Consider the following 23,457-nt stretch of genomic DNA (forward strand, 5'->3'; position numbering starts at 1 on the left):
TCTTGATCTCGTCGAACATCAGCGCCGTGCCCACCGTCCGAAACGCGGCGAGGGCCTCCGCCTCCGGCAGCTCAAGAGTCCCGGGCCACCGACGCAGCACCGCTGCGGCAATCTCCTCGATGTACGCGCCGCTGTAGCCGTCCTCGGGCCCCGGCCAGCTGTGCGCCGCGGCGAACAGCGAGCGGGCGAAGCGGTCGATCTGCACCCCGGCATCGTTGAAGTAGTACTCCCGCGACACATCCGCACCCGCGGCCTCGAGCAGCCGAGCAAGCACGTCACCCACCACCGCCCACCGGGCCCCTCCGATGTGCACCGGCCCGGTGGGATTCGCCGAGACGAACTCCAAATTCAACCGAAGGCCGCCGAGCCGGTCCGTACGGCCATAGGCGTCACCGGCCAGGACGATGTCGCGCGCCAGGGTGCCTATCGCCGAGTTTTCCAGCGTGATGTTGAGGAATCCGGGTCCCGCGACTTCGGCCTTAGCGACTCCGTCGGCCGCGCTCACCAGTGGGGCCAGCACTTCGGCAACGGCACGGGCGGACAGACCGGCGGACTTGGAGAGTTGCATCGCAACGTTCGTCGAGTAGTCGCCATGGCGACGGTGGCGAGGGCGCTCCACACGGATCTCCTCGGGCACCTCTGCCGAGATGCGTCCGGACTGGATGGCCAGGTGAACGCCGTCGGAGATGACGGCCGCGAGATCTGCTGGAGTCACGGCCGCGACGCTACCGGGGCGGACATCATCGCAGACACCGATTAATTGGGCGGAGCCTCAGCCTCCCCGCACCACCCCATCGCCCACGGCGATCCCCTCCTCGACGCGGGCGGCCGCCCCAGTGCGCAGCAGGGCCGCCGACTCGGGCGGACGCGGCGGCGCCGTATGCGGGCGACGTCGCCGATGGCGGCGAGCGCGGCGGAGCCGAAACCGGCAAGGCACACGCCACGGACGCGTACGCGGCGCGCCATGAACCCCCCCGAAACGGTACGGATCCGCAGTCGGTAACACGGACGACAGCACTCGCCGCTGAGTCAGAAGAACGCCTCGCCGAGGCAACAGGCCAGGTCGGTCCCCCTCCCAGACCGCAGCCGGTCACGACCGACCCTTCCAACTGCCGCCGTTCCACCACCGTCTGTTTCACGGAACCGCGGTCAGATCCTTGAAAATCTCCTGCCCGCTCTTCGTCCTAGTTGGTTGCGAACTCAACAGGGGATTGTCCAACTCATAGACGGCGTGTACCGACAACCGCACCACCATGCCACTGTGGCTGGTCTCGCGGCGTGGAAGCAATCCTGGTCAGCGCGTGCCTGCGTGGGGTGCCGTGCTCGAAGAGTGCCACACCGCACTGATCGCCCGGGCTCTCCTACCTCTCGGTCACCCCGACGATCCGCGCCTCACAGTGCGACCCCCGCAATTCAGGGCCCTCACGTGCCGCCCGCCGTACCGGGAGGCTCCGCTGCGATGGTGGTTGAACGGAGGCGATGAGCACGCTTCCGCGCGGTGCCCGTTATTGGGTGAAGTACAGCGCCCGGTGCCGTGGGTCCGCGGAGCAGACGTAGATTCCGGCTTCCGCGACGTCGTCCACCCGGAAGCCGGTTGCCTCCCGGGTGAGCGTGAACTCCTCGGTCCCCCAGACCAGGTGCTGTCCGGTCACCGTGTCGAGATACGTGTGCGGGTTCTCTGATATGAGCGGCAGGCCCTCGTAAGAGTCCACTTGGAGCAGCAGGACGAGAGGCGCGGCGCACTCGGGGCAGTGCAGGCTCTCGGGCATGTCGCTGGAGGCCCAGGACTTGCTTCCGCCGACCTTCCAGCCGTCCGTCAGGCTCTCGCCCCAGTACAGATCGCGCAACTCCTCCGAGTTCTCCAACTGTTGCCGAAGGTCGGCGGGCAGCTCCTCCCACCAGGGATACTCCACGACCCGCTCGGGGTGCACGGCGCACGGCCGGGGGACCTCGTCCCACTCAGCGTCCCAGTGCTCCCAGGGGTCGGGCTGCGCCGTAGGCTCATGGACGACCTCGCTGGAGCGCCGCCAGAAGACGCGGCAGTCCTTGCCCAGGAACGACGGCTCCGGCAGGTCATGCGGCTCGGGACACCACACGATCTGCACCACGTCACTGCCCTTGGGGAAGGCGATCTCCGGGACGTCGGCGGCGTACAACTGGGCCACGGACACCATCGGCACCGCGTCGACCGCACTTCCGTGGTCCGCGTCCCCACAGTGCGGCCAGGGCTCGTCGACCGGCCAGAGCATCGGACCGCCGACATGGCTTTCCCGTATGCCGGGGTTGCCGCGTCGCGGACGGAGCCTGACGACGGTGCGGGCGAACGAGGAAAGCCCCGGCATGGCTGCCAGAAGGCGAGCCAAGTCGTCCGTTTCGCGGACCTGCGCAGTATCGTGCATGCGTGAATTCTCGCGGACACCACTGACATTGACCGAGTGCGGGCGCGACAACGGCTGGGTCCCGCACCCAACCATTGACCGCACCGGATCCACCTCAGGCGCGGCTTCCGTGACGCGATCTACGCACGGGCTCTTTGTAGTAGCCGATGAGTCCTCCCCGGTCCTAGGCATAGAAGGTGGCGCCCGTTTGTCCCTGGGCGCTGGGCCGGAGGGCGTTGATGGTCCCGTCGTGTGCGGTAGGCGACGGCGCCCGTGTGCGTACCGACCGGGGCGGAGACGAGGAGGGTGACCCCGTGGTCGCAGTCCCGGCTGGCCATCAACAAACATCAGCGAGCGGAGGGGAGAACCCGGTTCGATGGCTCCGGCGGGTCTCCGCCGGAGCCATCGGCCGTGGCCGCCAACAACCGCTGCGCTAGCCGCCACGGTCCATCGCGACCTCGTCAGTCGGCCGGGACCGATCGTGCATTCAGTGTCGAGGCCGCCATGGCTTTAGCGCCAGTGGCCGCGGTCGTGCCACCATCCGCCGCGGCGAAAGTCGCCACGGTCGTGCCACCATCCGCCGCGGCGAAAGTCGTCACGGTCGTGGCGCCAGCCGGGGTGGTGCCTCCATCCGTCATCGCAGTTGCGGTAGTGACAGCCATGTTCGTGGCCGGACTCTGAGGCGGAAGCGGGAAGTGCGCCCGCTCCGATCAGGGCGCCAGCCATTAGCACGGCGGCGATGATGTGCTTTCGGTAGGACATACCAGAGATTCCCTTCATGGCCGGATGCGGCGAGAGCCTCGCCGATCACGATGCGGAACTGTCGGCGATCGCCGATGAAGGGAATACTCCGAGCAAATACGTCAAAGTACCGGTTAACGCTCCGTAGATTGCCAAACCGAAACAACGTCCGCTTTTCGTTCCAGCATCGTTAGACGCGGAGTGTCGCTGCCGCTGGCTGACAGACGTGTGCTCGTGATCCGCCGGACGCGGACTGCGCGGCAGGAAATGGTCCCCGGCGGCGCTCTCATCCTTGCCGGGTGTGCCCAGCCCCCTCAGCTGTTCACGACCGCCGAACCAGGCCGCGCCGCTGACCCGCGCTGCCCACGCCACCGAGGACGGCGAGCAGCCGATCGGGCATGCGCGGAATCATCGAGATGGTAACCCCATCGGCATGCTACCGAAAGGGAGTTGAGGAATTCTCTCACCTTCGGCGTCGGTCGTGGTGCCATGGCCTCGGTTGATCTGGGGGGTGACAGGGAGGTTTTGCATCTGAGAGCAGCTGGGATACGGACTCGCCAATGCTGGCGATGGCGCGGATCCAGCTGTCGGCTGGTTTCCGAGCCATGACCCACTCGCCCGATGCCAGGGCTGGTGGTTCTGCCGCTGGTGATGGAGGGAGCGGCGGCGACCGGCCCGGAGGCAGCACGACTTCGATCAAGACAGTCAGGGGCTTACCAGCAATCTGCCGGGGTCGGCCGTAGCCGGGCCTGTGGTGAGCGAATTGGCGTGTCGATACAGGAGGTTGGGGTGGCAATTCGTTGCCGAGTCGCTGCACGAAGATGCTTTCCGGTGCCCGGACGACCGCCATCAACCGCAGCCGCTATACAGAGACCGGCGCGCTCAACTGGCCAGCCCGGCATCGACCAATACGTGGTCCCCGGCGGGGGGCTGGACTCCTTCGCCTACCGCTTGGAACTGACCGGCCACAGCCGCGTTTTCGAGGTCGGCCAACCCACAACCCAGCAGTGGAAGCGGATACGGCTGACCGCGACGCAGACGGCTCGACCGCACGTGCAAGCCGCGGGGTGTTGGCGAAGAAAGACTCCCCGGTTATTCCAGGGTGCTCATCATCCACCGGCGGACGGCAGGATCCCGGTGGCGCAGGGCGAGTTTGAGGAAGTCGACCAGGTGCTCCCGGTGCACGTCCATGCGCGTGGCTTTGTGCGCGAGAACGGGAGTCGTTTGTCGGTGTCCCGACCGTGCCGGTGCTCGCGGGATGGGCGCAATGCCACCCTGACTGAACCTGGCGGAGGCACTTGATAGTGCGTCAACTGACTGACGGACAGGGGCGCGTCCAGGCGCATAACCCTCTGCGTAGCCGTCGCCCTCTGCCGCTGAAGAGTACAGGCCGCATCTTGCTGTCGACCAGAACCACATTTCGCGAGGGCTTCTTCGGACGTGGCCTTGAGTCTGGCAAGGCAGCGTGCCGATAAGGCCGGAGGGGACATCCTGAGTCGGCCGCTAGCAAGGCAGTTCGGCATGCCGCAGGGACGGGGCGCACAGTCCGATGCCAGATCCGAGCGCCACGATGGCGGCGCTGGCGGTGAACACTGGTCGTGTTCCCCAGGCGGCGATGGCTGCGCCGGTGAGGGGATATGTCAGTGGGCCGATGCCGAGTGAAAATAAGCTGGACACGGCGGTGATCCGGCCGAAATATGCTGGATCGGCGGCCGTCTGCAGGAGCGCCGAGCCTAGCGCGCTGTTGAGTCCGGCGGTGAGTCCGATGCCGATGGCGACCCCGACGGCGACAGCCAGTGACGGCACGAAGGCGAGCGCGGCGAGCGCGGTGGCGCTGAGGGCCAGGCACCCTTGCTGAACCAGCCCGGCGTGCGGGATCCGGCCGCGTACGGCCAGAACGAGGGCGGCAGTGGCCGCGCCGCCGCCGAAGCCGCCGACGATCCAGCCGAGCCCGGCGGCACCCCAGCCGCGTTCACCGGTCAGCAGGGTCACGCCGATGTTCAGCGGGCCGGTGAAGCCCATTTCACTGATCGTCAGGACGAGTACCAGCAGGGCGAGTACTCGATTGCGGCGGATGTGCCGCAGACCGGCGGCCAAGTCCTGCCAGGGGGTGCTCGCAGCGGCGGCGCGGTGGTGGTCTGGGAGAGGCACCATTCGCACGGTGATCAGCAACGGCAGTGACACGGCGAACAGCGTCCCGGCGACGGCGAAGGCCACTGGCGAGCCGCCCAGCGCCATGGCCAGTCCCCCGAGGAGCGAACCCCCAATAGTGGCCACCCTCGATGCCAGACCTCGCAGGCCCTGCACCCGGGCCAGTTGGTCCAGGGTGGTAATACGCGCTGGCAGAGCGCCGACCGCCGGTAGGAACAGGGCATCCACGGTGCCGAAGACCAGCCCCACCACCATCAGCAGCCACACACGGGGGTGGGCCACCGCCAGCACTCCTGCCACCGCCAGGATCACCACGCAGCGCATCAGATCGCTACCGATCACCACTTTGCGAGGACCGAACCGGTCGGCGACCACTCCACCGCCGAGCATGAGCACCGCCCTTGGCACTGATGCGGCGGCGAGCACCAGCCCTGCCTGTGCCGGGCTACCGGCGCGGGTGGCCGCCCAGGACAGGGTGAGGAAGTAGACGTTGTCGCCCAGCAGCGAGGCGACGAACGCGCCCAGCCAGCGCAGCACGTTCGGGTCCCGATGGGCGGGCGGTAAGTCCGGTGGTGCCTGCAGCGTGGTCGCTGTCGCAGTCACTGACGCCTCCTCAAGGCCGGTAGGGGAATCCATAAAGATGGAGTGCGATGTGCTCGCGGCCTTCGGTGTCTCCGGCCGCCTCGGCCGCTCGGCCGCGCTTCTGCCAGCGCCGGACGAGCGCGTGGATCTCCTCCCCCAACTCGGCCAACTCAGCGGCCGTCAGCCGTGACAGGTACTCGGAACTGAACGACGCGTCCGTCCACTCCTTCGGCCACGCCGCCTGCTGGTCGAGGTAGGCGCCGTGCCATTCGGCGCGCGTCGCGAGCAACTGCCGGGTCACCTGGCCGACCACCGCCGCACCCTCCGGATCACCAACGAAGTCAGAACTGCGGAAGCTCCAGCCCTTCTCGGAGGCCGGCTTCCACCACCGCTCACGCGCGTCCGTGCTCAGCTCCGGTGCCTCGACGATGAATCCGTGCGCCGCCATCTTCCGCAGGTGGTAGCTGACGAGGGACACCGTTTCCTCGACCTGCTCCGCAAGCTGCGACGCGGTCGCCGAACGCGCTGCGTGCAGCGCCCGGTAGAGCGCAATTCGCAGTGGGTGCGTGAAGACTTTCAGCGCTTCTAGGTCGGTGACGGTGGGAGTCGGTTCCTTCGCCATGCGCCGAGCCTAGATACGAAGGGAAACTTGCGCAATAAAAGTTGTGCAACTGCCCGTGTGGGTTCCACATCTCGACTACGCCCACTACCACCGACACCGCTCGCGTGATGTCGGCGAACGCAAGCCGTCCGGCGAGGTCGGTTCGCAGGTAACTGATGCCGTTGCGGCACCGGATGATCGGCGACAAGGCCACGAGTCCTCCCGTCCGACCTGCTGGCTACGCATCCGCCCACTGCCGGAGGAGGGCCAGGCTTTCCAAGACCGCTGGAACGCGGAAACAGCGGAAACACATCGTGGAACTGGAACGTGTTCCGACACGAAAACGCAGTCTGGGCAGTCCTGGAACGGCCGCATGAGGACGCGGGCCAAGTGGAGCGGCAGCTGCGCTGTTTCGGCACCGACCCCGTCGAGCTTCCGGACCCCGCCGCGGGCGTCCTGTGAACGCGGCGGCCCCTGGCGCCACAGCTGTTCGGTGTCCGCGGGCGGGGACTGGCCCCGTACTGAAGCTAGTGCCGCATCAAGCTACGTTCGCCCTGTCGTGATGTGTCGCTCAGTTGCTGCGCCGGGAAGTACCAGACGGCCAGAATGATCACGTGGCTGAACGCGTGCGGGTCCGGGAAATTGATGACGACGAGGGCAGGCGGTTGCTGCGGATCATCCGCAGAGGCACTGGTTCGGTGGTGACCTGGCGGCGGGCTCAGATGGTGCTGTTATCCGCGCAGGGCATGCCCGTGGCGAAGATCGCCGAGGTGACGTTCACCAGCCCGGACCGAGTCCGCGACGTGATCCACAACTTCAACGCGGACGGCTTCGACTCGCTTTATCCCAAGTACAAGGGTGGTCGGCCGAAGACCTTCACCCTCCCGGAACGCCGGGAGATCAAGAAGATGGCCAAGTCGAAGCCGGCCGAGCACGGCCTGCCCTTCTCGACCTGGAGCCTGGCCAAGCTGGCCGACTTCCTGGTCGCCGAGGGGGTGGTCGACGACATCAGCCACGAGGGCCTGCGCATCCTGCTCCGTGAGGAGGGCGTCTCGTTTCAACGCGTGAAGACCTGGAAGACCTCACGAGACCCCGACTACGCGGCCAAGAAGGCCCGTGTCGAACACCTCTACGCGATCGCCGATGGCGAGGTCATACCGGAGGAAGGCGAGCCCGAAGTCATCTTCTGCGTGGATGAGTTCGGCCCGCTCAACCTCCAGCCGCACCCCGGCCGGCACTGGGCCGAACGCGGCGGCAGGCACAAGGACCCCCACCGAGATCCCCGGCCTCGCCGCCGGGCGACCTACACCCGCCCGCACGGGGTCCGGCACTTGTTCGCCGCCTACGACCTGGTCAAGGACCAGCTCTACGGGCACATAAAGAAGACCAAGAACAGGTCGAAGTTCCTGGAGTTCTGCCGTTACCTGCGCTCGCTGCACCCGATGGACGTACGCATTGCGATCGTCTGCGACAACTACTCACCACACCTGACGACGAGGCGGTGTCAGCGAGTTGGCACGTGGGCGGCGACGAACAACGTGGAGATCGCCTACACCCCGACCACCAGTTCCTGGCTCAACCGGATCGAGGCCCAGTTCACCGCCCTGCGCTACTTCGCACTGGATGGCACCGACCACGCCAGCCACAAGGAGCAGGGAAGCATGATCCGTCGCTACATCATCTGGCGGAACAAGCATGCCGCCGACGACCGCCTCCGTGATGTGGTGAACAGGGCGAACGTAGCTTGATGCGGCACTAGGAGGCGGGGAAGGCCAGGTTTGTGGTGGGACCGGCTCTCCGCATGGGCCACGTGGCTTCGTTCGCGGCGTGCGGACGAAAGGCGGTGGCCCCGGGCGAAAGGTGCCCGGGGTCATCGACCGAAGCTGGCGGTGCCGGGCGATCACGTAGAACGAGTCGCGGTCCAAGATGGGGGCGGCCGCGGCCCATCGTGTACGCATGGTGGGAAGTCAGTCAGGCGCCGCAGCGGTCGGATACGGGCAGTTTGCCGGTGATGAGGTAGGCCGTCTCCGCGTTACGGGCGCAGCCGGAGTTGAAGTAGGCCGTGTGGCCTGTGACATCGGCGATGAGTAGGGCGCTGCCAGTGATCTCGCGGTGCAGCCCCTGCGCCCATACCAGTGGCGTCGACGGGTCGTAGCGTGTGCTGGCCACCAGGATCGGCGGGGTGCCGGTGATCTTCTGCGGCCCCCACGGATCGGTGGACGGCAGCGGCCAGCCCGCGCACAGGTCCGTGATCAGCCAGGCCTCAGAGGCGGCGCCGGTGTGCGGGGACAGGGCGCGGGCCTGCTTCAACCGCCTGGCGGCGTCGGCATAACCACGCACCTGCGTCGGGAAGTCCATGCAGCCCACTGCCGCATAGGCGTCCTGAGGCTGACCGACGTCGGAGTTTTCGGCCATCAACGAGGCGTCGCCCGCTTGTGCTTGGGCGATCGCCCTGCCCAACTCCGGCCAACTGGAGGGGACCAGCGAACTGGTCGGCCCGAACAGCAGCAGGTTCGGCAGTACCATCCGGATCGCGTCGGCGTTGACCGTCGTCGCACCACCCCCCGCGTGCGGTGCGGGGATCGGCGTGCGGGCCGCGCGGGCCAGCAGCCCGTCCCAGATCGCGGTCACGTCCTTGCCGTGCAGCGCGCACGACTTCGACGCCGTGCACCACCGGGCGAACCGGCCGAAGACCTCCGACAGCGAGGACGCCTCCTCGTCCAGGAAGGCAGCCGGGCTGACCGCGTGGTCCATCGCGCCGTCGAGCACCATCGTCTGGACCCGGTGCGGGAACAGGCGGGCATAAGTCTGGCCGAGGAACGTACCGTACGACACGCCCAGGTAGCTGATCTTCTGCTGCCCCAGCGCGACGCGGATCACATCCATGTCACGGGCCGCGCTGACGGTGTCGACGTTGGCGACCAGGCCGGGCGCCGAATGCTTGATGCAGGAGCTACCGTAGGCCGCGCTCTGCCGCCGCACGGCCGCGAACTGCCCTTTGGAGTCAGGGAAGACCGCGACCTTCGGCGACAACGCCGCGCCGGTGCACGTCACGGCGGTACTGTCCCCCACCCCGCGCGGGTCGAAGCCGATGATGTCGAAGCGCCGCTGCAACTCGGCGGGCATCAGCGACCGCCCGCTCTCGGAGATCACCTCGGCACCCGGCCCGCCAGGACCGCCCGGGTTGAACAGCAAAACCCCCAGCCGATGTTTCGAATCCAGAGCCGCCAGCCGCGACAGGCGCAGGGAAATGGTCGGCCCCTGGGGACGGGCCCACGACAGCGGCACTCGAATGTCCGCGCACTGCGCGGGGCCCGCTCCCGGCGCCGCATCAGCGCACTTGGTCCACTTCGGCGCGGCCGCCACGAACGGCGGCGTGGACGGCCCAGCGGAGGGCACCGCCGCGGCGTACCCGGACCACGGACCCACACCCGCGGCTACCACCAGCAGCGACACGACACCACGCGCCACCCTACGTAATCTCACCATGCCTGCAGACGCTACTGGTCCGCCCCCTCTCCATCATCGGCTCGCGGACCGATGACCACCCACCCGATCCTCCTTCCGCGGAGCGACGATCACTCATCCTGCCGGATGATGCCCGTTCACCGGTCCCGCGGGTCACCCATCAGTCATGCCGCATCAGCGCGTCTCATGGCCCGCAGCGCTAACGACGTGGTCGGCGATTGCGGTTGGTGCGTGTTGCCTGGTGGCGTGGCTGGTGTCGCTCAGCGGGCTGTTTGCTGGACGAGGACGAGTTCGGTGCTCGGTTTGCGGGTGGAGGTTCGGGTGGCAGCGCGATCGGAGACCAAAGCGGCGATGGCGCGATGGGTGTCCGCGTAGGTCTCCCGCCGTCCGGTGTACCGCTGGAGTGGACGCCACTGCCTGTGTTCGGCGTTGGCGTGCTCGACGCAGATGCGGCGTGATGGCTGGCGGCGCCGATACTCACGCCACGCGTACCGCTCCCCGAGTGGCGCGTCGTCCTTTGGCTTCTTCGGCGGTGCGTTGACTTGGTCGGGGAACTGGTTGGCCAGGCTCCGGTAGCCCTCGTCGACCTCGGCCTTCACGGTGGGACGCAGGCGAAGCTGCTCGGCGATGCCTTCGGAGCGCATCGCTGTTTGGTCGTGCATCCGGCCGGGTCGATCGGCCCCGGACCACAGCGTTCGTCCCTGCCCGTCGCTGATCGTGGTGGTCTTGATGGTGTTCTGCCTCTTCTTGCCGGAGATGAAGGCCCGGCGTCCGGGGCGGTGTGCTGGTGGGCAGCGGACCTGGGTCTCGGTGCCGTCGATGCGCAGGTGGATGCCTTCGGCTTCGGCGTAGGCGAACACGTCTGCCAGCGTGTGCAGCCGCAGGCCTGGACGGTCGGGTACGGCGAATCCACTCGTGGCGAGCAAGGGGCGGATCTGTGCGATCGCTTCGCTGATCGTCGAGCGGCCCAGGCCGTACAGCTCAGCGAGGGCCGCGTGCGGCAAGTTGGTACGGAGATGGACCATGGTGACCAGGACGCGGTCGGTGAGTGTCAGCTCAGGCTTCGGTCCAGCGCCGGCAGCACGCCGACGGGCACCGCCGCGACGCTCGTGCAGCACGGACTGTCTGCGGGCCTGCCACGGAGCGGCCAACTCTTCGATCAAAACGCCGAGATGTGCACGAGACAGGCCGCAGAAGGCAGGATGAGACAAGGCCGCACGGGCCCACTTCTTGGTCACACTCGAAGAACCCATGCGGCCGCCGTCACGTCACGGCCCAACACGATCAATCGCCGACCACGTCGTTAGACGTGCCGCCTTCCGTCTCCTTCTCCAGTACCACGAGGAGTTCACGCAGGACGGCGTTGAGTTGGGTACGCGGTGGCAGGTCGTCCATGCTGATCAGGCTCGGGTCGTTGCGTATCTGGCGGTGCATCACGTCGTCACCGGTGGTGCGGTAGGCGGCAAGCCGCTTGGCGTGGCTGCCGTCGGTCTGACTGCTCCAGCCGTGGCTGCTGACCACACCGGCAAAGGTGCGCTGGCCGAACGCTGGGGGGATGTGATCGATGATCGCCCGAACCAGGGCCTGGCACGGGTAGGGGTGTCCGGCGATGTAGTTGACATTCAGCTCGTGGGCCAGGTCTAGGAGCTTGTCCAGGCTCCACGTTGTCTTCTCGCCGATCTCCCCCAGGCGATCCAGCAGGTCTGTGTCCACGTATGCCCCCGCTCGGGCTCGGCGGCGGCCGGGCCGCCGCTGGCGAGGAGTGGGGCGATGCCCGGCTGCGCGCGAGATGCCTTCAGGATGATGTCGCAGACGGTGGCGACGTAGCTGTCGATGGTCTTGGCCTGGCGGAACCGCAGCACTCCTTGGCCGACGTACCGGGTCCAGGTATCGCGGTTTGAGGAGCCTCCGCCGATATCGAGTGCCGGTTCGTAGTCGAGGATCTCTGGGAGTGCGGCAATGAACTGCGGCTTCAGCCACGGAAGGTCGGCGTGCGACTAGGCGGAAGTCACTGTCGGGCGGGTGATCTCGTGCGGTGAAACCGGCGTGTCAGTATACACCTTGATGGCGTGGTGGAGCACGCGCAGGAACGGGGCACCCACGACGAGGTTGAAGTCGGGCAGCACCAGGCAGGCAGCGATGGTCAGGCGTGCCGGGGCCTGTTCGTACATGGCGGGTTGGGCGGAGATGGTGAACCCGTAGCTTTGGCTGCTGCCTGCGGGAACTCGCGGCAGCGACCGCAGCACGTCGTGGGCATCCAGTTCGCGTTCGCTCATCTTGCGCTCGACGTAGTGCCACAGTGGCCAGCGGCCGTCGCGCACGAACGGTTCGGCGATGGTGCGCAGCAGGCAATCCTGCTCTGCGGAGAGTTGGCGAGGCAGAGTGTTCAGGGGGGCATCTTCTCTTGGACGCGGCGGGATGGGCTCGGATGCTCCGTTTTGTCGATGCGCTCACAGCGCGGGAGGCGGGCGAACCGCAGCTAGCACCAGATGACTTGGGGGGTGATCGCCTTATGCTGACCACCCGCGTCCGCTGGTTCCCGTAGAACCGTGCCAAACTCCGGTGCTCGTGCAGCAGTTCCGTGTACAGCTCGTGCGCGTCACGCACCGCCTCCAGCGCCGCCGGGTGGGGGCCGGACTGCCATCAGCCGATGTCGCGCACCTTGGCCATGATGACCGGCCAGCCCTAGCCGGGACCGCGCTCGTCGGCGCGGGCGTAGTACAGGGAGCCGATCCGACCCGTGGCATCCACCAAGTCGAAGAACTCCGGTCTGCTGGTCACCTCGAACTCCATTCTCATCAACGGGGACCCCTTCTCTACTGGCTGCGCATCTGTGGCCTCTCGATACCCTCCAGCGAGCCGACCGCCCGCTGGTTGGACGCAAGGAGTTCCCGCAAGGGGGCCAATTTACCCGTACTGCGGCTGTCCGTCTGGAGCTGCACCCGATCCCGCCGTCGGCTGAGATGGGAGTGATCGAGGGGCTGGCCTGGGCCCGGCAGCCTGAACCCCCGAGCGCTGGACCTCTCAAAGGTGGTGACCAATGGTCCACAACCGAACCGTGGCCGCGCGGGACGACCTCGCAGGCTACGCATGGGAGGAAGGCCAGGCGGCTCTCGCGGGGCGGATCGCGCATCTCAGGCGCCCGACTCATGGAGCCTGGGTACTCAACCAACTCGTTCGCGAGTACCGACGGGAAGCCGAGGACCTTGCGCGGCTGGGCGAGACCCTGCGCCAGGCCCAGGCGGAGCGATCCGGAGACCGCATGCGGGCGGCGACAGCCCAACGCCGCGAGATCGTCCAGTCCCTCATGCAGCACACCCGAGACCTGACCGCCCAGCGCGGTGTCCGGTTCAGTGACGAGGTCGAGCGCCAGGTCAGCGCGTCGCTGGAGGCCGCTCTTTGCCGACCCACAGGCCGCCGCCCGATTCGAGGACGGTTGCCTGACCGAGGCCCTGCGCTCGCCAGCGCACCTCGACGGGCCCGACGCACCACGTCGAGCCGTGACGCCTAACTGATCGCGCCATGACGGTCTGACTTCCCGACCGAACCACCTCCTCCACCATGGGACCGTCGAGTCCCCGGCGGCGAACGGGGGGCCAAGCTCCCTGAGCGTTGGTCAGGCTGGCGACGGCCTGGTCGTCCCCAGAGCCGCCCCTGGGCGATCCAACCTGCGAAGCTCTCGTTGAGGACCCTCGGACAGCTCAGAGACGGGCCGAGTAATGCTGTCGTGGCCCGTCTCCTGATGCCCACCCTGGCCTTTTATGCCGGACTCCATGCCCCGTTCGATATTAGCCACGGGTGTGTGCGCACTGTGGCCTGCCCTGGTGTGCTGAGGTGGGGTGTCCCGAGTAGCGTGGAGAGGAGGCCGTACTGAACGGCTGCCTTTCACCAATATCGCCCTCGCCCTCACGGCCGTTCACTGCTGGTCGGACGTGGTACTCACTTGCCCGGATCGGGCGCTGAATGGCCATGAAGGGTGGAGTTCCGAACAAGTGCTAGCGAGGCGATCATGGGCTTTGCCGCTGCCAAGGACGGCACGCAGATCTACTTCAAGGACTGGGGGGCAGGTCAGCCGGTGGTGTTCTCCCACGGCTGGCCACTAATCGCGGACGCGTGGGATCCGCAGCTGAAGCTGATGGCGGACAACGGTTTCCGGGCCGTGGCCCACGACCGACGTGGAGGCGGACGGTCCGACCAGCCGTGGATGGGAAACGACCTGGACACGTATGCCGACGACCTGGCATCGGTCCTGGAGAACCTCGATCTCCACGACGCCATCCTGGTCGGTCACTCGACGGGCGGCGGAGAGGTGACGCGCTACATCGGCCGGCACGGCTCGAGGCGTGTGGCCAAAGTGGTTCTGCTCGGCGCGATCCCTCCGTTGATGCTCAGGACGGAAGCGAACCCGGAGGGGCTGCCGATCGAGGTCTTCGACGAGATCCGGCAAGGTGTGCTGACGGACCGGTCCCAGTACTACAAGGACCTCAGCGCTCCGTTCTACGGTGCCAACCGCGAAGGCTCGACCGTGTCGCAGGGGACCCGTGACGAGTTCTGGCTCTGGAGCATGACGGTGGGCGTCAAGAGCGCCTACGACTGCGTCAAAGCGTTCTCTGAGACTGACCTCACGGAGGACCTAAAGGAGTTCGACGTCCCCACGCTGATCATTCACGGCGACGACGACCAGATTGTGCCCATCGTGGCATCCGCGAAAAAATCGTCGCAACTGGTCAAGGACGTGACTTTCAAGGTCTATTCCGGTGCCCCGCACGGCCTCTCGATGGTGCCGGAGTTCGCGGAGCGGTTCAACGACGACCTCCTTGAATTCGCACGCGGCTGACCGACCAGGTGTCGTTTCACCGGCCTTCCCGCGTTCACGCGGTCGGCGACAGACCGGTGGCCGACACGAGTCCGAGGAGTGCCCATGTCTCAGCGAACGAACATCGCCGCACAGACCGCTTTCGCAGAGGCGGTCATACCTCGCAGCCCTCGACGAGATCGTCGCACCCGACTCGATCGACCATGATCCAGCCCCAGGGCGGCTGCCGGGGGCCGAAGGGTACAAGGCCATGTTTGCCGATCCGCGGGCAGCCTTTCCCGACCTGCACGTCGCGGTGGAGCACCTGGTGGCCACCGACGACGAGTTGGCCTTTGCCTACACCATCACCGGAACGCGTCTGGGGCCGCTGATGGGACGACCGGCGACCGGCAGGAAGGCAAGCTACCGAGGCATGCGGATCAGCCGCTTCGACAGCGACGGAAAGCTCGTCGAACGCTGGGGCAGCAGCGACGAACTCGGCATGCTACGCCAACTCGGACTCACCGAGGTGTGACCCCAAGAGCGGGATTTCCGATGGTACCGAGAACAACCAGCTCGCACGCGATAGCGAATCCGACAAGCGGGGCTGATACTGACAAATATGGATGCTAGCAGCCGGTCGGTTCGCGGCTCTTCGGGCCAACACGGAGCATCAGTGGTGGATGTTCTGGTGGTCGGGGCCGGCCCAACCGGGCTTCTGCTGGCGGGCGACCTCGCCGAGTCCGGGGTCAACGTCACGCTGATGGAGCGGCGCGATCACGAATCCAACCTGAGCCGCGCCTTCAGCATCCACGCACGAACCATGGAGGAACTCGACGCCCGGGGCCTGGCCGACGAACTACTCGCTCTCGGCTCACCGGTCCGGGCGTTGCATCCGTTCGGCCGCATCCGTATCGACTTCTCCGGTCTTCGCACACGCTTTCCGTTCCTGCTGATAGTTCCTCAATGGCAGGTGGAGCGCCTTCTGCTGCGCCGGGCCGAGGAAGCGGGGGCGACGATAGTGCGGGGGACCCGGGTTACAGGGATACGGCAGGACCCAGGCGGCGTGGACGTGGAGACGAACCATCCGGACGGTGCCACGGCCACGCTTCGAGCGCGCTACCTGGTCGGCGCCGACGGAGCGAGCAGCACTGTCCGGCAGAGCCTGGGCATGCCGTTCCCCGGCAAGTCGGCCATCCGCTCCGTGATGCTGGCCGATGTACTGCTTGAACGCGCACCTGACGAAGCTTTCAATTTCGCCTCGAACCAGCACGGTTTCACCTTCTTCGCGCCGTTCGGGGACGGCTGGTACCGGGTCATCGCCTGGGACCGGCAACAGCAGCAGCTGCCCGACGATGCACCGGTCACGATGGAGGAGGTCCGGGACATCACGAGGCGGACCATCGGTGACGACCTCGGGATGCACGATGCCCGTTGGGTTTCCCGCTTCCACAGCGACGAACGACAGGTACCCCGCTACCGGCAAGGGCGTGTCTTCCTGTCGGGCGACGCCGCGCACGTCCACTCGCCCGCCGGGGGCATGGGCATGAACACCGGGATGCAGGACGCCGCCAACCTCGGCTGGAAACTGGCAGCCGTTGCGCACGGCTGGGCTGATGACGAGTTGCTGGACAGCTACCACACCGAGCGCCATCCGGTGGCCCGAAGGGTGCTGCACGTCAGTCACGCACTCCTCACGGCCGTCATCACCGGGTCACCAGCAGTCCGCGCGTTGCGTGCCTCGTTGGCCGCCATCGCGCACCAGCTACGTGTCATAGAGCCGCGTGCATCCCGCAGCATCTCCGGCATCGGGATCACCTACCCCGCACCCTGGGGCTCCCACCCGCTTGCCGGGCGCCGCGTACCGGACCTCCGACTGGCAGGGGAACCAGCACGGCTGTATGAGGCCCTGCGGCAAGGCACGTTCGTACTGGTGGGCCGCGACACCGCCGCAGTCGCCGCGCCGTGGGACGGGCGGGTGGTGACCGCCTCCCCAGCAGCCGGCCTGCGCCCCACGCTACTGGTCCGACCCGACGGTTACGCCGCCTGGGCAGCCAAGGACCCCGATCCCGACGAGGTACGCGAGACCTTGACGCGGTGGTTGGGCGAGGCGGTCGGACAAATCCCTTAAGACCGTGTCCTACATGGTGAGGCGGACGTTGACCCGGTATGGACCGGGGAACGTGGAGCTGGATCGTGCCGGACGGCTTGTGGGAGATCGCCAAGCCGCTGATCCCGGAGCAACGAACACGGCCGCAGGGCGGCGGAACAGCGAACACTCCTGATGAGACGCTGTTCGCGGCCATCATCTACGTACTGGTCAGCGGCTGTGCATGGCGGGCGTTGTCGGCGGCGAGAACGTTTCCGGCAGCCACCGAAAGGCTGTGCTGCGTCGGACAGCCCGCGCGCCGGTGAAGCGTGGGCGTCGTTGACGGCCATCGGGTGAGAGACGTGCAGGCCCGCGCCGCCTCCGAGTTTCGCGGCCGCCTGGCGCTGCTGTTCCTCGGTCATCTCGCGGCCGTCGGCCGATCCCGGCTCGCACGCCACCGCGGTGCTGCCCTGCGACAGGCGGCGGATGGCCGCGCCTGCCAGCACCGGGACGAAACCTGCCCCGCGCAAATCGGTGCTGGCAGTCTCTACGTCTGGCCGACCATGGCGGCGGGCTGGACGATTCGGTCGAATTCCTTGGCGCTGATGTAGCCGGAGGCCAGTGCGGCCTCGCGCAGGGTGGTGTCCTCGTCGTTGGCCTTGTGGGCGATCGCGGAGGCCTTGTCGTAGCCGATCACGGGTGAGAGTGCGGTGACCAGCATGAGAGACCGGTCGACGTAGCTTTCGATCTTGTCCCGGTTGAGCTGGGCTCCCTCGATGCAGTAATCGCGCATCTTCGTGCAGGCGTCGGCGAGGATGGTGGCTGCGTGCAGGAAGTTGTTGATGATGACCGGGCGCATGGCGTTGAGCTCGAAGTTGCCCTGTGTGCCCGCGAAGGCGATGGCCGCATCCTCGGACAGCACCTGGATGCAGACCATGACCATCGCCTCGCACTGGGTCGGATTGACCTTGCCGGGCATGATCGAGGAGCCAGGCTCGTTCGCCGGGAGGATGAGCTCCTCGAGGCCGCAGCGGGGTCCGGAAGCCAGCCAGCGGATGTCGTTGGCAATCTTCATCAGGGGCACTGCCAAGGCCCGCAGCCCGGCGGAGGCGCCGGCCATGGCGTCCAGGCCGCCTTGGGCGGCGAATTTGTTCTGCGCGGTGGTGAACGGGTAGCCGGTGGCGTCGGCGATTTCGGCGGCGACCTGCTCGCCGAATCCGGGTGGAGCGTTGAGCCCCGTGCCCACGGCGGTGCCGCCCATCGCGAGCTCGTACAGGCCCTCGGCCGACCTGGTGACCCGGTCGACGGCTTGTTGCAGCTGGTGGGCGTAGCCGGACCATTCCTGCCCCACGGTGAGCGGGACGGCGTCCTCCAGGTGGGTACGGCCGATCTTGACCACGTCGTGCCACTGCTGTGCCTTGGTTTCGATGGCGCGCTGCAGTGCCTGCACGCTGGGAAGGAGGTGCTCGTGGACCTCCTTGGCCGCGGCGATGTGCATGGCGGTGGGGAAGGTGTCGTTGGACGACTGCCCCATGTTGACGTGGTCGTTGGGGTGGATCGGGGATTTGCTGCCCAGTTCCGCGCCGATCAGTTGGATGGCCCGGTTGCTGATCACCTCGTTGGTGTTCATGTTGGACTGGGTGCCGGACCCCGTCTGCCACACGTACAGCGGGAAGTGATCGTCCAGTTCACCCGCGATGACTTCGTCGGCCACCCGCTGGATCAGGTCGGCCTTCCAGGCCGGCAAGCGGCCGGCGCGCCCGTTGACGGCGGCGGCGGCCTTCTTGACGTAGCCGTAGGCGTGGTAGACCGCTTTGGGCATCCGGTCGTCCCCGATGGAGAAGTGGATGAGCGAGCGTTGTGTCTGGGCACCCCAGTAGCGGTCCGCGGGGACGTCGATGGCGCCCATGGAGTCGGTCTCCCGCCGGGTGCCGGTCGCATGCAGTCCGACGGGGATGTCGTGGATCTGCGGGGCTTGGTCCCGGTCGGCGGTGGAGTGTCGCGCGTTCATGCTGTGGCTCCGTCGGTGTAGACCGGCTGCCACATGGCCTCCCGGACAGCCTGTGCGGTGTCGATCGGCTTGGAGGTGGCCACGCCGTCGTCGAGTGCCGCCTTGACCACTGCAGTCGCAGTGATCGCAGAGGACTCTCGAAGGTTGTCCACGGGCGGCAGCAAAGAGGCACCCGGCCCCGACGGGTCGACCTGATCCGCGACAGCCTGTGCAGCCGCGAGCAGCATGCCCGCGGTTACCTGGGACGCACCGGAGACGACCGTGCCCAGGCCCAAGCCTGGGTACAGCAGCGCGTTGTTGGCCTGCCCGATGCGGTAGCTCACGCCGTCGTATTCCACGGGCGCGACGGGGATGCCGGTTGCGACGAGCGCCTTACCCCCGGACCAGGCGATGACGTCGGCAGGCATGGCCTCGATACGGGATGTGGGGTTGGAGATGGGGAAGATGATCGGCCGTTCCGTCCCCTCGGACATGGCTTGGACGACCTCACGCGTGAAGGCGCCGTGCACGGTGGAGGTGCCCAGCAGGATCGTCGGCTTGACGCGACGCACCGTTTCCAGTAGCGAGTTCTTCCCGTCGCTCCCCCTTGCCCAGTCTGCGACCTCGGCCGGATCGCGCGCATAGGGCTGCTGGAAGTCACGCAGATCGGCCATGTCCCGAGTGAGAAGGCCCTGCTTGTCGATCAGCCATACCTGGGTGGCGGCCTGCTCCGGATCCGCGCCGTCGCGAATCATCGCGTCGCGCAACTGGTCGGCGATGCCGACCCCGGCGGTACCGGCACCGAAGACGACCAGCTTCTGCTCCCGCATCCGCACACCGCTGACCTTGACGGCGGACAGGGCCGCGGCCAGCGTGATGGCCCCGGTGCCCTGCATGTCGTCGTTGAAGATCCGGTAGCGTTCCCCGTACTGCTCCAGGATCCGTCGTGCGTTGCTGGGGCCGAAGTCCTCGAAGTGCAAGAGCGCGTCGGGGAACGTGCACGATGCCGTCTCCAGGTACTTCTCGATGAACGCGTCGTAGTCGGCGCCCCGGACCCGGGGGTGCCGGTTGCCCAGGTACAACGGGTCCTCCAGCAGCGACTCTCGGTCCGTGCCCACATCCAGCGAGACGGGCACGACGCGGCGTGGGTCGATGCCTGCGGCCGCCGTGTACACCGCGAGCTTGCCCACCGAGATCTGGATTCCTCCCACGCCCCAGTCCCCGATGCCCAGGATCTCCTCGGCATCGGTGCACACGATCAAGTCGACGTCTTCGGGCCCGAGTTGAAGCGTGGTGAAGGCTTTCTCCATGTCGTCGGGCCGGTCGATGGACAGGAAGATGCCGCGCGGGCGTCGGTACTCGTGGGAGTACTTCTCGATCGCCTCGCCCACGGTGGGGTCGTAGACGATCGGTAGCAGCTCGACGAGGTGCTCGGCGAGAACCTTGAAGTACAGGGTTTCGTTGCGATCGTGCAGCTGTTCCAGATACACGTTCTTGGCCAGGTCGCTGCCTTGTACCTGCATCTGCTGGTAGGCGCGCTGAGCCTGTCGCTCAAGCGTGAACACTCCGGATGGCAGGCGTCCCGTAAGACCGAGGGCCGCCCTTTCCTCCGGTGTAAAGGCCACGTCACGGTTACGCAGCGGATCCACTAGGACGCTGGGGGTGGCAGGGGTCCGCGCGTGGGTTTCGGTCATGAGAATCTCCCTCTGAGCGAATGCCATGTCGGCCCTGACGGGGTCACGCGGACACGCTCCAGACCACGACCGCCGACAGGTCGAGGGGTGGCGGGGACCTCCGCGCCCGTCCCGCAGACAGGTGGCTGCGACATCGCCCCCACAGGTCGACGAGAGTGCGCCCTGGCCGGAACTCGTGAATGGTCCGGGCGGCCCCGGTGCCCGGCGATGAACGTATGAGACCGGCGTCCCGACGTGAGCGGCTACCTCGGAATTGCCGCCGCTCAGGTGCGCAGCACACGCTGGCAGGCGCCATGTCGCTGCCGCTGTACGAATTCAGGCTAACTACCGGCCGACGGGCTACGCGACTGCACTCGCCGGCACGTAGGACGACCAGCGTGGCCGACGTCGTCGAAGTGGTCCGCCGCGACCGCAGCGTCCAGGATGCGGACCGCTGTTTCCGCCAGGGCCTATGGCTCTCCGGGCCCTCGCACCACAAGACGCCGGACGAGTACGTCTTCTCCTTCCAGCACGACCTCGGCCCGCGCGAGGTGAAGGACCCGGCCACCTTGTCTTGCGTCGAGGCCGAGGCCGACGCGGCTCTGCTGGGGCCGCTTGGGCTCGGCAAGACGCACCCCGCCGTCGCTCCCGCGGTCGCCGCCTGCCGGGCCGGCGCCCCTGGAACGCGCCGAGGCGGACCTTGTCTCCCAGGTCATCTCAAGCGATACGAAAAAGGCTCGATCATCCGCACGTCGATCAAGACCTTCAGCGAGTGGGATCAGGCCTTCGATGACGAGGTCCTCGCCACCGCTGTCCTCGATCGCCTCCTGCACCACTGCGAAGTGATGTCCACCCACGGCCCCCGTTCCCGCCTCATGGCCATCGAGCAGGAGACCGGTGTGGCTTGACAGCCGCCGGGGATCTTCGCCCGTACGCGACTGGCGAGAAAAGCAACCTCGTGCACCGACAATCGGGCATGCCGAGCGAACGCGCCTTCGCGGGCCCTGCCGGTCATCTGGGGTGGACTTTGCGCAGGCCCACGCACCGCTCCGGAGGCCTGCCGAAGCTCGGGCCCTGGTGGCGTTGACGGAGACGACGGCGCGCCGCTGGCACCGCATCCGACCAATGCCGCCTACGTACTCCGGTTCGTACAGACCGTTGCGCACGAGGACCCCGGTAGCCCCTTTGTGGAATGGCTGCAGCAGGCCTTGTGGGGCCGATGGCGCAATCCCGCGATACAGGGAGCGCGTCCGGATCTCTTCAGCTCGCCACGATGCCGTGCAGGAGCAGGCCGATGAGTCTGGTGGCCAGGTCACGCTGATCTTCGCTGGCGGCGATGAGGCTGATCCCGCCGAGAGCCATCAGTACGTCCTGGGCCCTGACCCCTGGCCGCGCCAGTGCCTCGCTCTCCACTGCGCTGAGCAGGTGGGCGATGGCGTCGGCGAGCAGGGCCCGGGTGTGCAGCTTCTCACTGTCGTCGGTCAGCACCACGGCCAGCGCTTCGGCCATGCCGTGCTTGGTGGCCATGAAGTCGATGAAGCGCTCCATCCAGGTCCGCAGTGCGTCCACCGGCGGATGGGTGGCCGTGAGGTCCGGTGCCGCCTCGCACAGGCGCTGCACTTCTTGCCGGTAGATCGCTTCGATCAGCAGTTCCTTGGACGGGAACCGGCGATAGAGCGTGCCGACACCGACGCCGGCCGCGCGGGCGATGTCCTTGACCGAGGCCGCCGCACCCTCGCGGGCGAAGGCGGCCGCTGCCGCCTCCAGCAACCGGTCCTCGTTGCGCTGCGCGTCCGCGCGCAGCGGCCTGCGCTGCCCAGCGTCCCCCTCGTGGCCAGTCACTCACGACTCCCTTCCTGCCACACTTGCAACCGGAACCAGTTCCGCTTACTGTCGAACTCGAACCGGAACCAATTCCGGATACGAGATTACGGCGGCACCTCGCCTCCGCGCCACCGGCCGCGCGCTCGCCGCCCCGTTCCACCGTCTTTCTGGAAGAGCCCCATGACCGAGAACCTCATCACGACCCCGTTCGGAGCACAGACAACCGCCGCCGAGGTGCTGGACGGCATCGACCTCAGCGGCCGACGCGCCGTCGTCACCGGAGGAGCCTCCGGCATCGGACGCGAGACCGCACGTGCTCTGGCCGCTGCCGGGGCCGAGGTGACCATCGGCGTCCGCGACCCGGCAGCGGGCGCACAGGCCGCCGAGGAGATCACCCCCGCAAGCGGCCCGGGAACAGTGTGCGCCGCGATGCTCGATCTCGCCGACCAGACCTCGGTGCATGCGTTTGTCGAGGCATGGCAGAGGCCGCTGCACATCCTCGTCCTCAACGCCGGTGTGATGGCCTCGCCGCTGGAGCGGACGAGGGAGGGCTGGGAAATGCAGTTCGCCACCAACCACCTCGGCCACTTCGCCCTCGCCACCGGCCTGCACAGCGCCCTGGCAGCAGCCCAGGGTGCCCGCGTGGTCTCCGTCAGCTCGGTCGGCCACGTCAATGGTGACGTCCTCTTCGACGACATCAACTTCCAACGGCACACCTACGAGCCGTGGGCGGCCTACAGCCAGTCCAAGACCGCCAACGTCCTATTCGCCGTCGAGGCGGCCCGCCGCTGGGCGTCCGACCTGATCGCCGTGAACGCCCTCAACCCCGGCCGCATCACCGGCACCCGGCTCGGCCGCCACATCGGGGACATCTCCAACAGTCCGGCCTCCTTCGAGGCCACCAGCACCGACGTGTCCTGGAAGGACATCGAGCAGGGTGCCGCCACCTCGGTGCTGCTGGCCGCCTCCTCGTTGGTCGAGGGCGTGACAGGCCGGTACTTCGAGGACTGCAACGAAGCCGGCCCGCACCGCCCCGGGGTCCGCCGGGGAGTGGCCGCCCACGCCATGGACCGCCAGAGCGCGGCCCGCCTGTGGCAGACATCCCTCGACATGCTCGCGACCGCTGCACCGACCGCCTGACGGCGCCACCCGCCACTGCTCCGCC

At 67.4% G+C, this 23,457-nt stretch carries 17 protein-coding genes and 3 pseudogenes; 9 read left to right on the top strand and 11 right to left on the bottom strand.

Annotation, left to right across the window (positions count from 1 at the left end; genetic code table 11):
* Both argS and NON19_RS17175 read right to left on the bottom strand, forming a co-directional pair.
* On the bottom strand, nt 1–715 hold a 715-nt coding region (gene argS / locus NON19_RS17170; RefSeq protein WP_255929042.1), incomplete at its 3' end, for an arginine--tRNA ligase domain-containing protein.
* A 790-nt stretch (nt 716–1,505) separates the two neighbouring features.
* Nucleotides 1,506–2,399, bottom strand: a complete 894-nt coding sequence (locus NON19_RS17175) for a YwqG family protein (RefSeq protein ID WP_255929044.1) — start codon at nt 2,397–2,399, stop codon at nt 1,506–1,508.
* A 1,371-nt stretch (nt 2,400–3,770) separates the two neighbouring features.
* Here NON19_RS17175 and NON19_RS17180 point away from each other — a divergent pair.
* Nucleotides 3,771–4,157 (top strand): annotated as a pseudogene (locus tag NON19_RS17180) (class I SAM-dependent methyltransferase); the annotation flags it as partial.
* A 465-nt stretch (nt 4,158–4,622) separates the two neighbouring features.
* On the opposite strand, the gene NON19_RS17185 reads toward NON19_RS17180, so the two are convergent.
* Both NON19_RS17185 and NON19_RS17190 read right to left on the bottom strand, forming a co-directional pair.
* Complete coding sequence (locus NON19_RS17185) at nt 4,623–5,906, bottom strand: MFS transporter (RefSeq protein WP_372514168.1); 1,284 nt, start codon at nt 5,904–5,906, stop codon at nt 4,623–4,625.
* Nucleotides 5,884–6,474, bottom strand: coding sequence for a winged helix-turn-helix domain-containing protein (locus NON19_RS17190; protein WP_255929048.1), 591 nt, complete (start codon nt 6,472–6,474; stop codon nt 5,884–5,886). The genes NON19_RS17185 and NON19_RS17190 overlap by 23 nt, the downstream gene beginning before the upstream one ends.
* Before the next feature lie 306 nt (nt 6,475–6,780).
* On the opposite strand from NON19_RS17190, the gene NON19_RS17195 reads away from it, so the two are divergent.
* Nucleotides 6,781–6,915 carry a hypothetical protein gene (locus NON19_RS17195; RefSeq protein WP_255929049.1) on the top strand — a complete coding sequence of 45 codons (135 nt, stop codon included), beginning with the start codon at nt 6,781–6,783 and terminating at the stop codon, nt 6,913–6,915.
* A 152-nt stretch (nt 6,916–7,067) separates the two neighbouring features.
* The gene (locus tag NON19_RS17200; protein WP_255929050.1) at nt 7,068–8,201 is read left to right on the top strand and encodes an IS630 family transposase; all 1,134 of its coding nucleotides are present in this window, start codon (nt 7,068–7,070) and stop codon (nt 8,199–8,201) included.
* Nucleotides 8,202–8,424: 223 nt separating this feature from the next.
* On the opposite strand, the gene NON19_RS17205 is transcribed toward NON19_RS17200, so the two are convergent.
* The 4 genes from NON19_RS17205 to NON19_RS17220 form a co-directional block, all read right to left on the bottom strand.
* On the bottom strand, nt 8,425–9,942 hold the full coding sequence (locus NON19_RS17205; protein ID WP_255929051.1) for an alpha/beta hydrolase: 1,518 nt from the start codon (nt 9,940–9,942) through the stop codon (nt 8,425–8,427).
* A gap of 239 nt (nt 9,943–10,181) precedes the next feature.
* Nucleotides 10,182–11,174 (bottom strand): transposase family protein, encoded by a 993-nt coding sequence (locus tag NON19_RS17210; RefSeq protein ID WP_255929052.1) that lies wholly within the window; start codon nt 11,172–11,174, stop codon nt 10,182–10,184.
* A 31-nt stretch (nt 11,175–11,205) separates the two neighbouring features.
* The gene (locus tag NON19_RS17215) at nt 11,206–11,634 is read right to left on the bottom strand and encodes a hypothetical protein (RefSeq protein ID WP_255929053.1); all 429 of its coding nucleotides are present in this window, start codon (nt 11,632–11,634) and stop codon (nt 11,206–11,208) included.
* Between the two features lie 284 nt (nt 11,635–11,918).
* Complete coding sequence (locus tag NON19_RS17220; protein WP_255929054.1) at nt 11,919–12,242, bottom strand: hypothetical protein; 324 nt, start codon at nt 12,240–12,242, stop codon at nt 11,919–11,921.
* Between the two features lie 1,688 nt (nt 12,243–13,930).
* On the opposite strand from NON19_RS17220, the gene NON19_RS17225 reads away from it, so the two are divergent.
* From NON19_RS17225 to NON19_RS17240, 4 genes and pseudogenes are all read left to right on the top strand, one after another.
* The gene (locus NON19_RS17225; RefSeq protein WP_255929055.1) at nt 13,931–14,758 is read left to right on the top strand and encodes an alpha/beta fold hydrolase; all 828 of its coding nucleotides are present in this window, start codon (nt 13,931–13,933) and stop codon (nt 14,756–14,758) included.
* Nucleotides 14,679–15,251 (top strand): ester cyclase, encoded by a 573-nt coding sequence (locus NON19_RS17230; protein WP_255929056.1) that lies wholly within the window; start codon nt 14,679–14,681, stop codon nt 15,249–15,251. The genes NON19_RS17225 and NON19_RS17230 overlap by 80 nt, the downstream gene beginning before the upstream one ends.
* A gap of 141 nt (nt 15,252–15,392) precedes the next feature.
* A complete protein-coding gene (locus tag NON19_RS17235; RefSeq protein ID WP_255929057.1) occupies nt 15,393–16,847 on the top strand; it encodes an FAD-dependent oxidoreductase in 1,455 nt (484 codons plus the stop codon).
* A gap of 38 nt (nt 16,848–16,885) precedes the next feature.
* Nucleotides 16,886–17,062 (top strand): annotated as a pseudogene (locus NON19_RS17240) (transposase); the annotation flags it as partial.
* 290 nt (nt 17,063–17,352) lie between these two features.
* On the opposite strand, the gene fumC reads toward NON19_RS17240, so the two are convergent.
* Both fumC and NON19_RS17250 read right to left on the bottom strand, forming a co-directional pair.
* Nucleotides 17,353–18,816: a class II fumarate hydratase gene (fumC, locus tag NON19_RS17245; RefSeq protein ID WP_255929059.1), complete on the bottom strand. Its 1,464-nt coding sequence runs from the start codon at nt 18,814–18,816 to the stop codon at nt 17,353–17,355.
* Nucleotides 18,813–20,489 (bottom strand): NAD-dependent malic enzyme, encoded by a 1,677-nt coding sequence (locus tag NON19_RS17250; RefSeq protein ID WP_255929061.1) that lies wholly within the window; start codon nt 20,487–20,489, stop codon nt 18,813–18,815. Before NON19_RS17250 ends, fumC begins: the two co-directional genes overlap by 4 nt.
* Nucleotides 20,490–20,782: 293 nt before the next feature.
* On the opposite strand from NON19_RS17250, the pseudogene NON19_RS17255 reads away from it, so the two are divergent.
* Nucleotides 20,783–21,376: pseudogene (locus NON19_RS17255) on the top strand (ATP-binding protein).
* A gap of 352 nt (nt 21,377–21,728) precedes the next feature.
* Here NON19_RS17255 and NON19_RS17260 read toward each other — a convergent pair.
* Nucleotides 21,729–22,310 (bottom strand): TetR/AcrR family transcriptional regulator, encoded by a 582-nt coding sequence (locus NON19_RS17260; RefSeq protein ID WP_255929065.1) that lies wholly within the window; start codon nt 22,308–22,310, stop codon nt 21,729–21,731.
* 162 nt (nt 22,311–22,472) lie between these two features.
* Between NON19_RS17260 and NON19_RS17265 the strand changes: the two genes are divergently transcribed.
* Entirely contained in the window at nt 22,473–23,432 is a 960-nt protein-coding gene (locus NON19_RS17265) for an SDR family NAD(P)-dependent oxidoreductase (RefSeq protein WP_255929067.1), read from the top strand.
* The last annotated feature ends 25 nt before the right edge of the window (nt 23,433–23,457 follow it).

Source organism: Streptantibioticus rubrisoli, from assembly GCF_024436055.1.
In the GTDB taxonomy this organism is placed as follows: Bacteria; Actinomycetota; Actinomycetes; order Streptomycetales; family Streptomycetaceae; genus Streptantibioticus_A; species Streptantibioticus_A rubrisoli.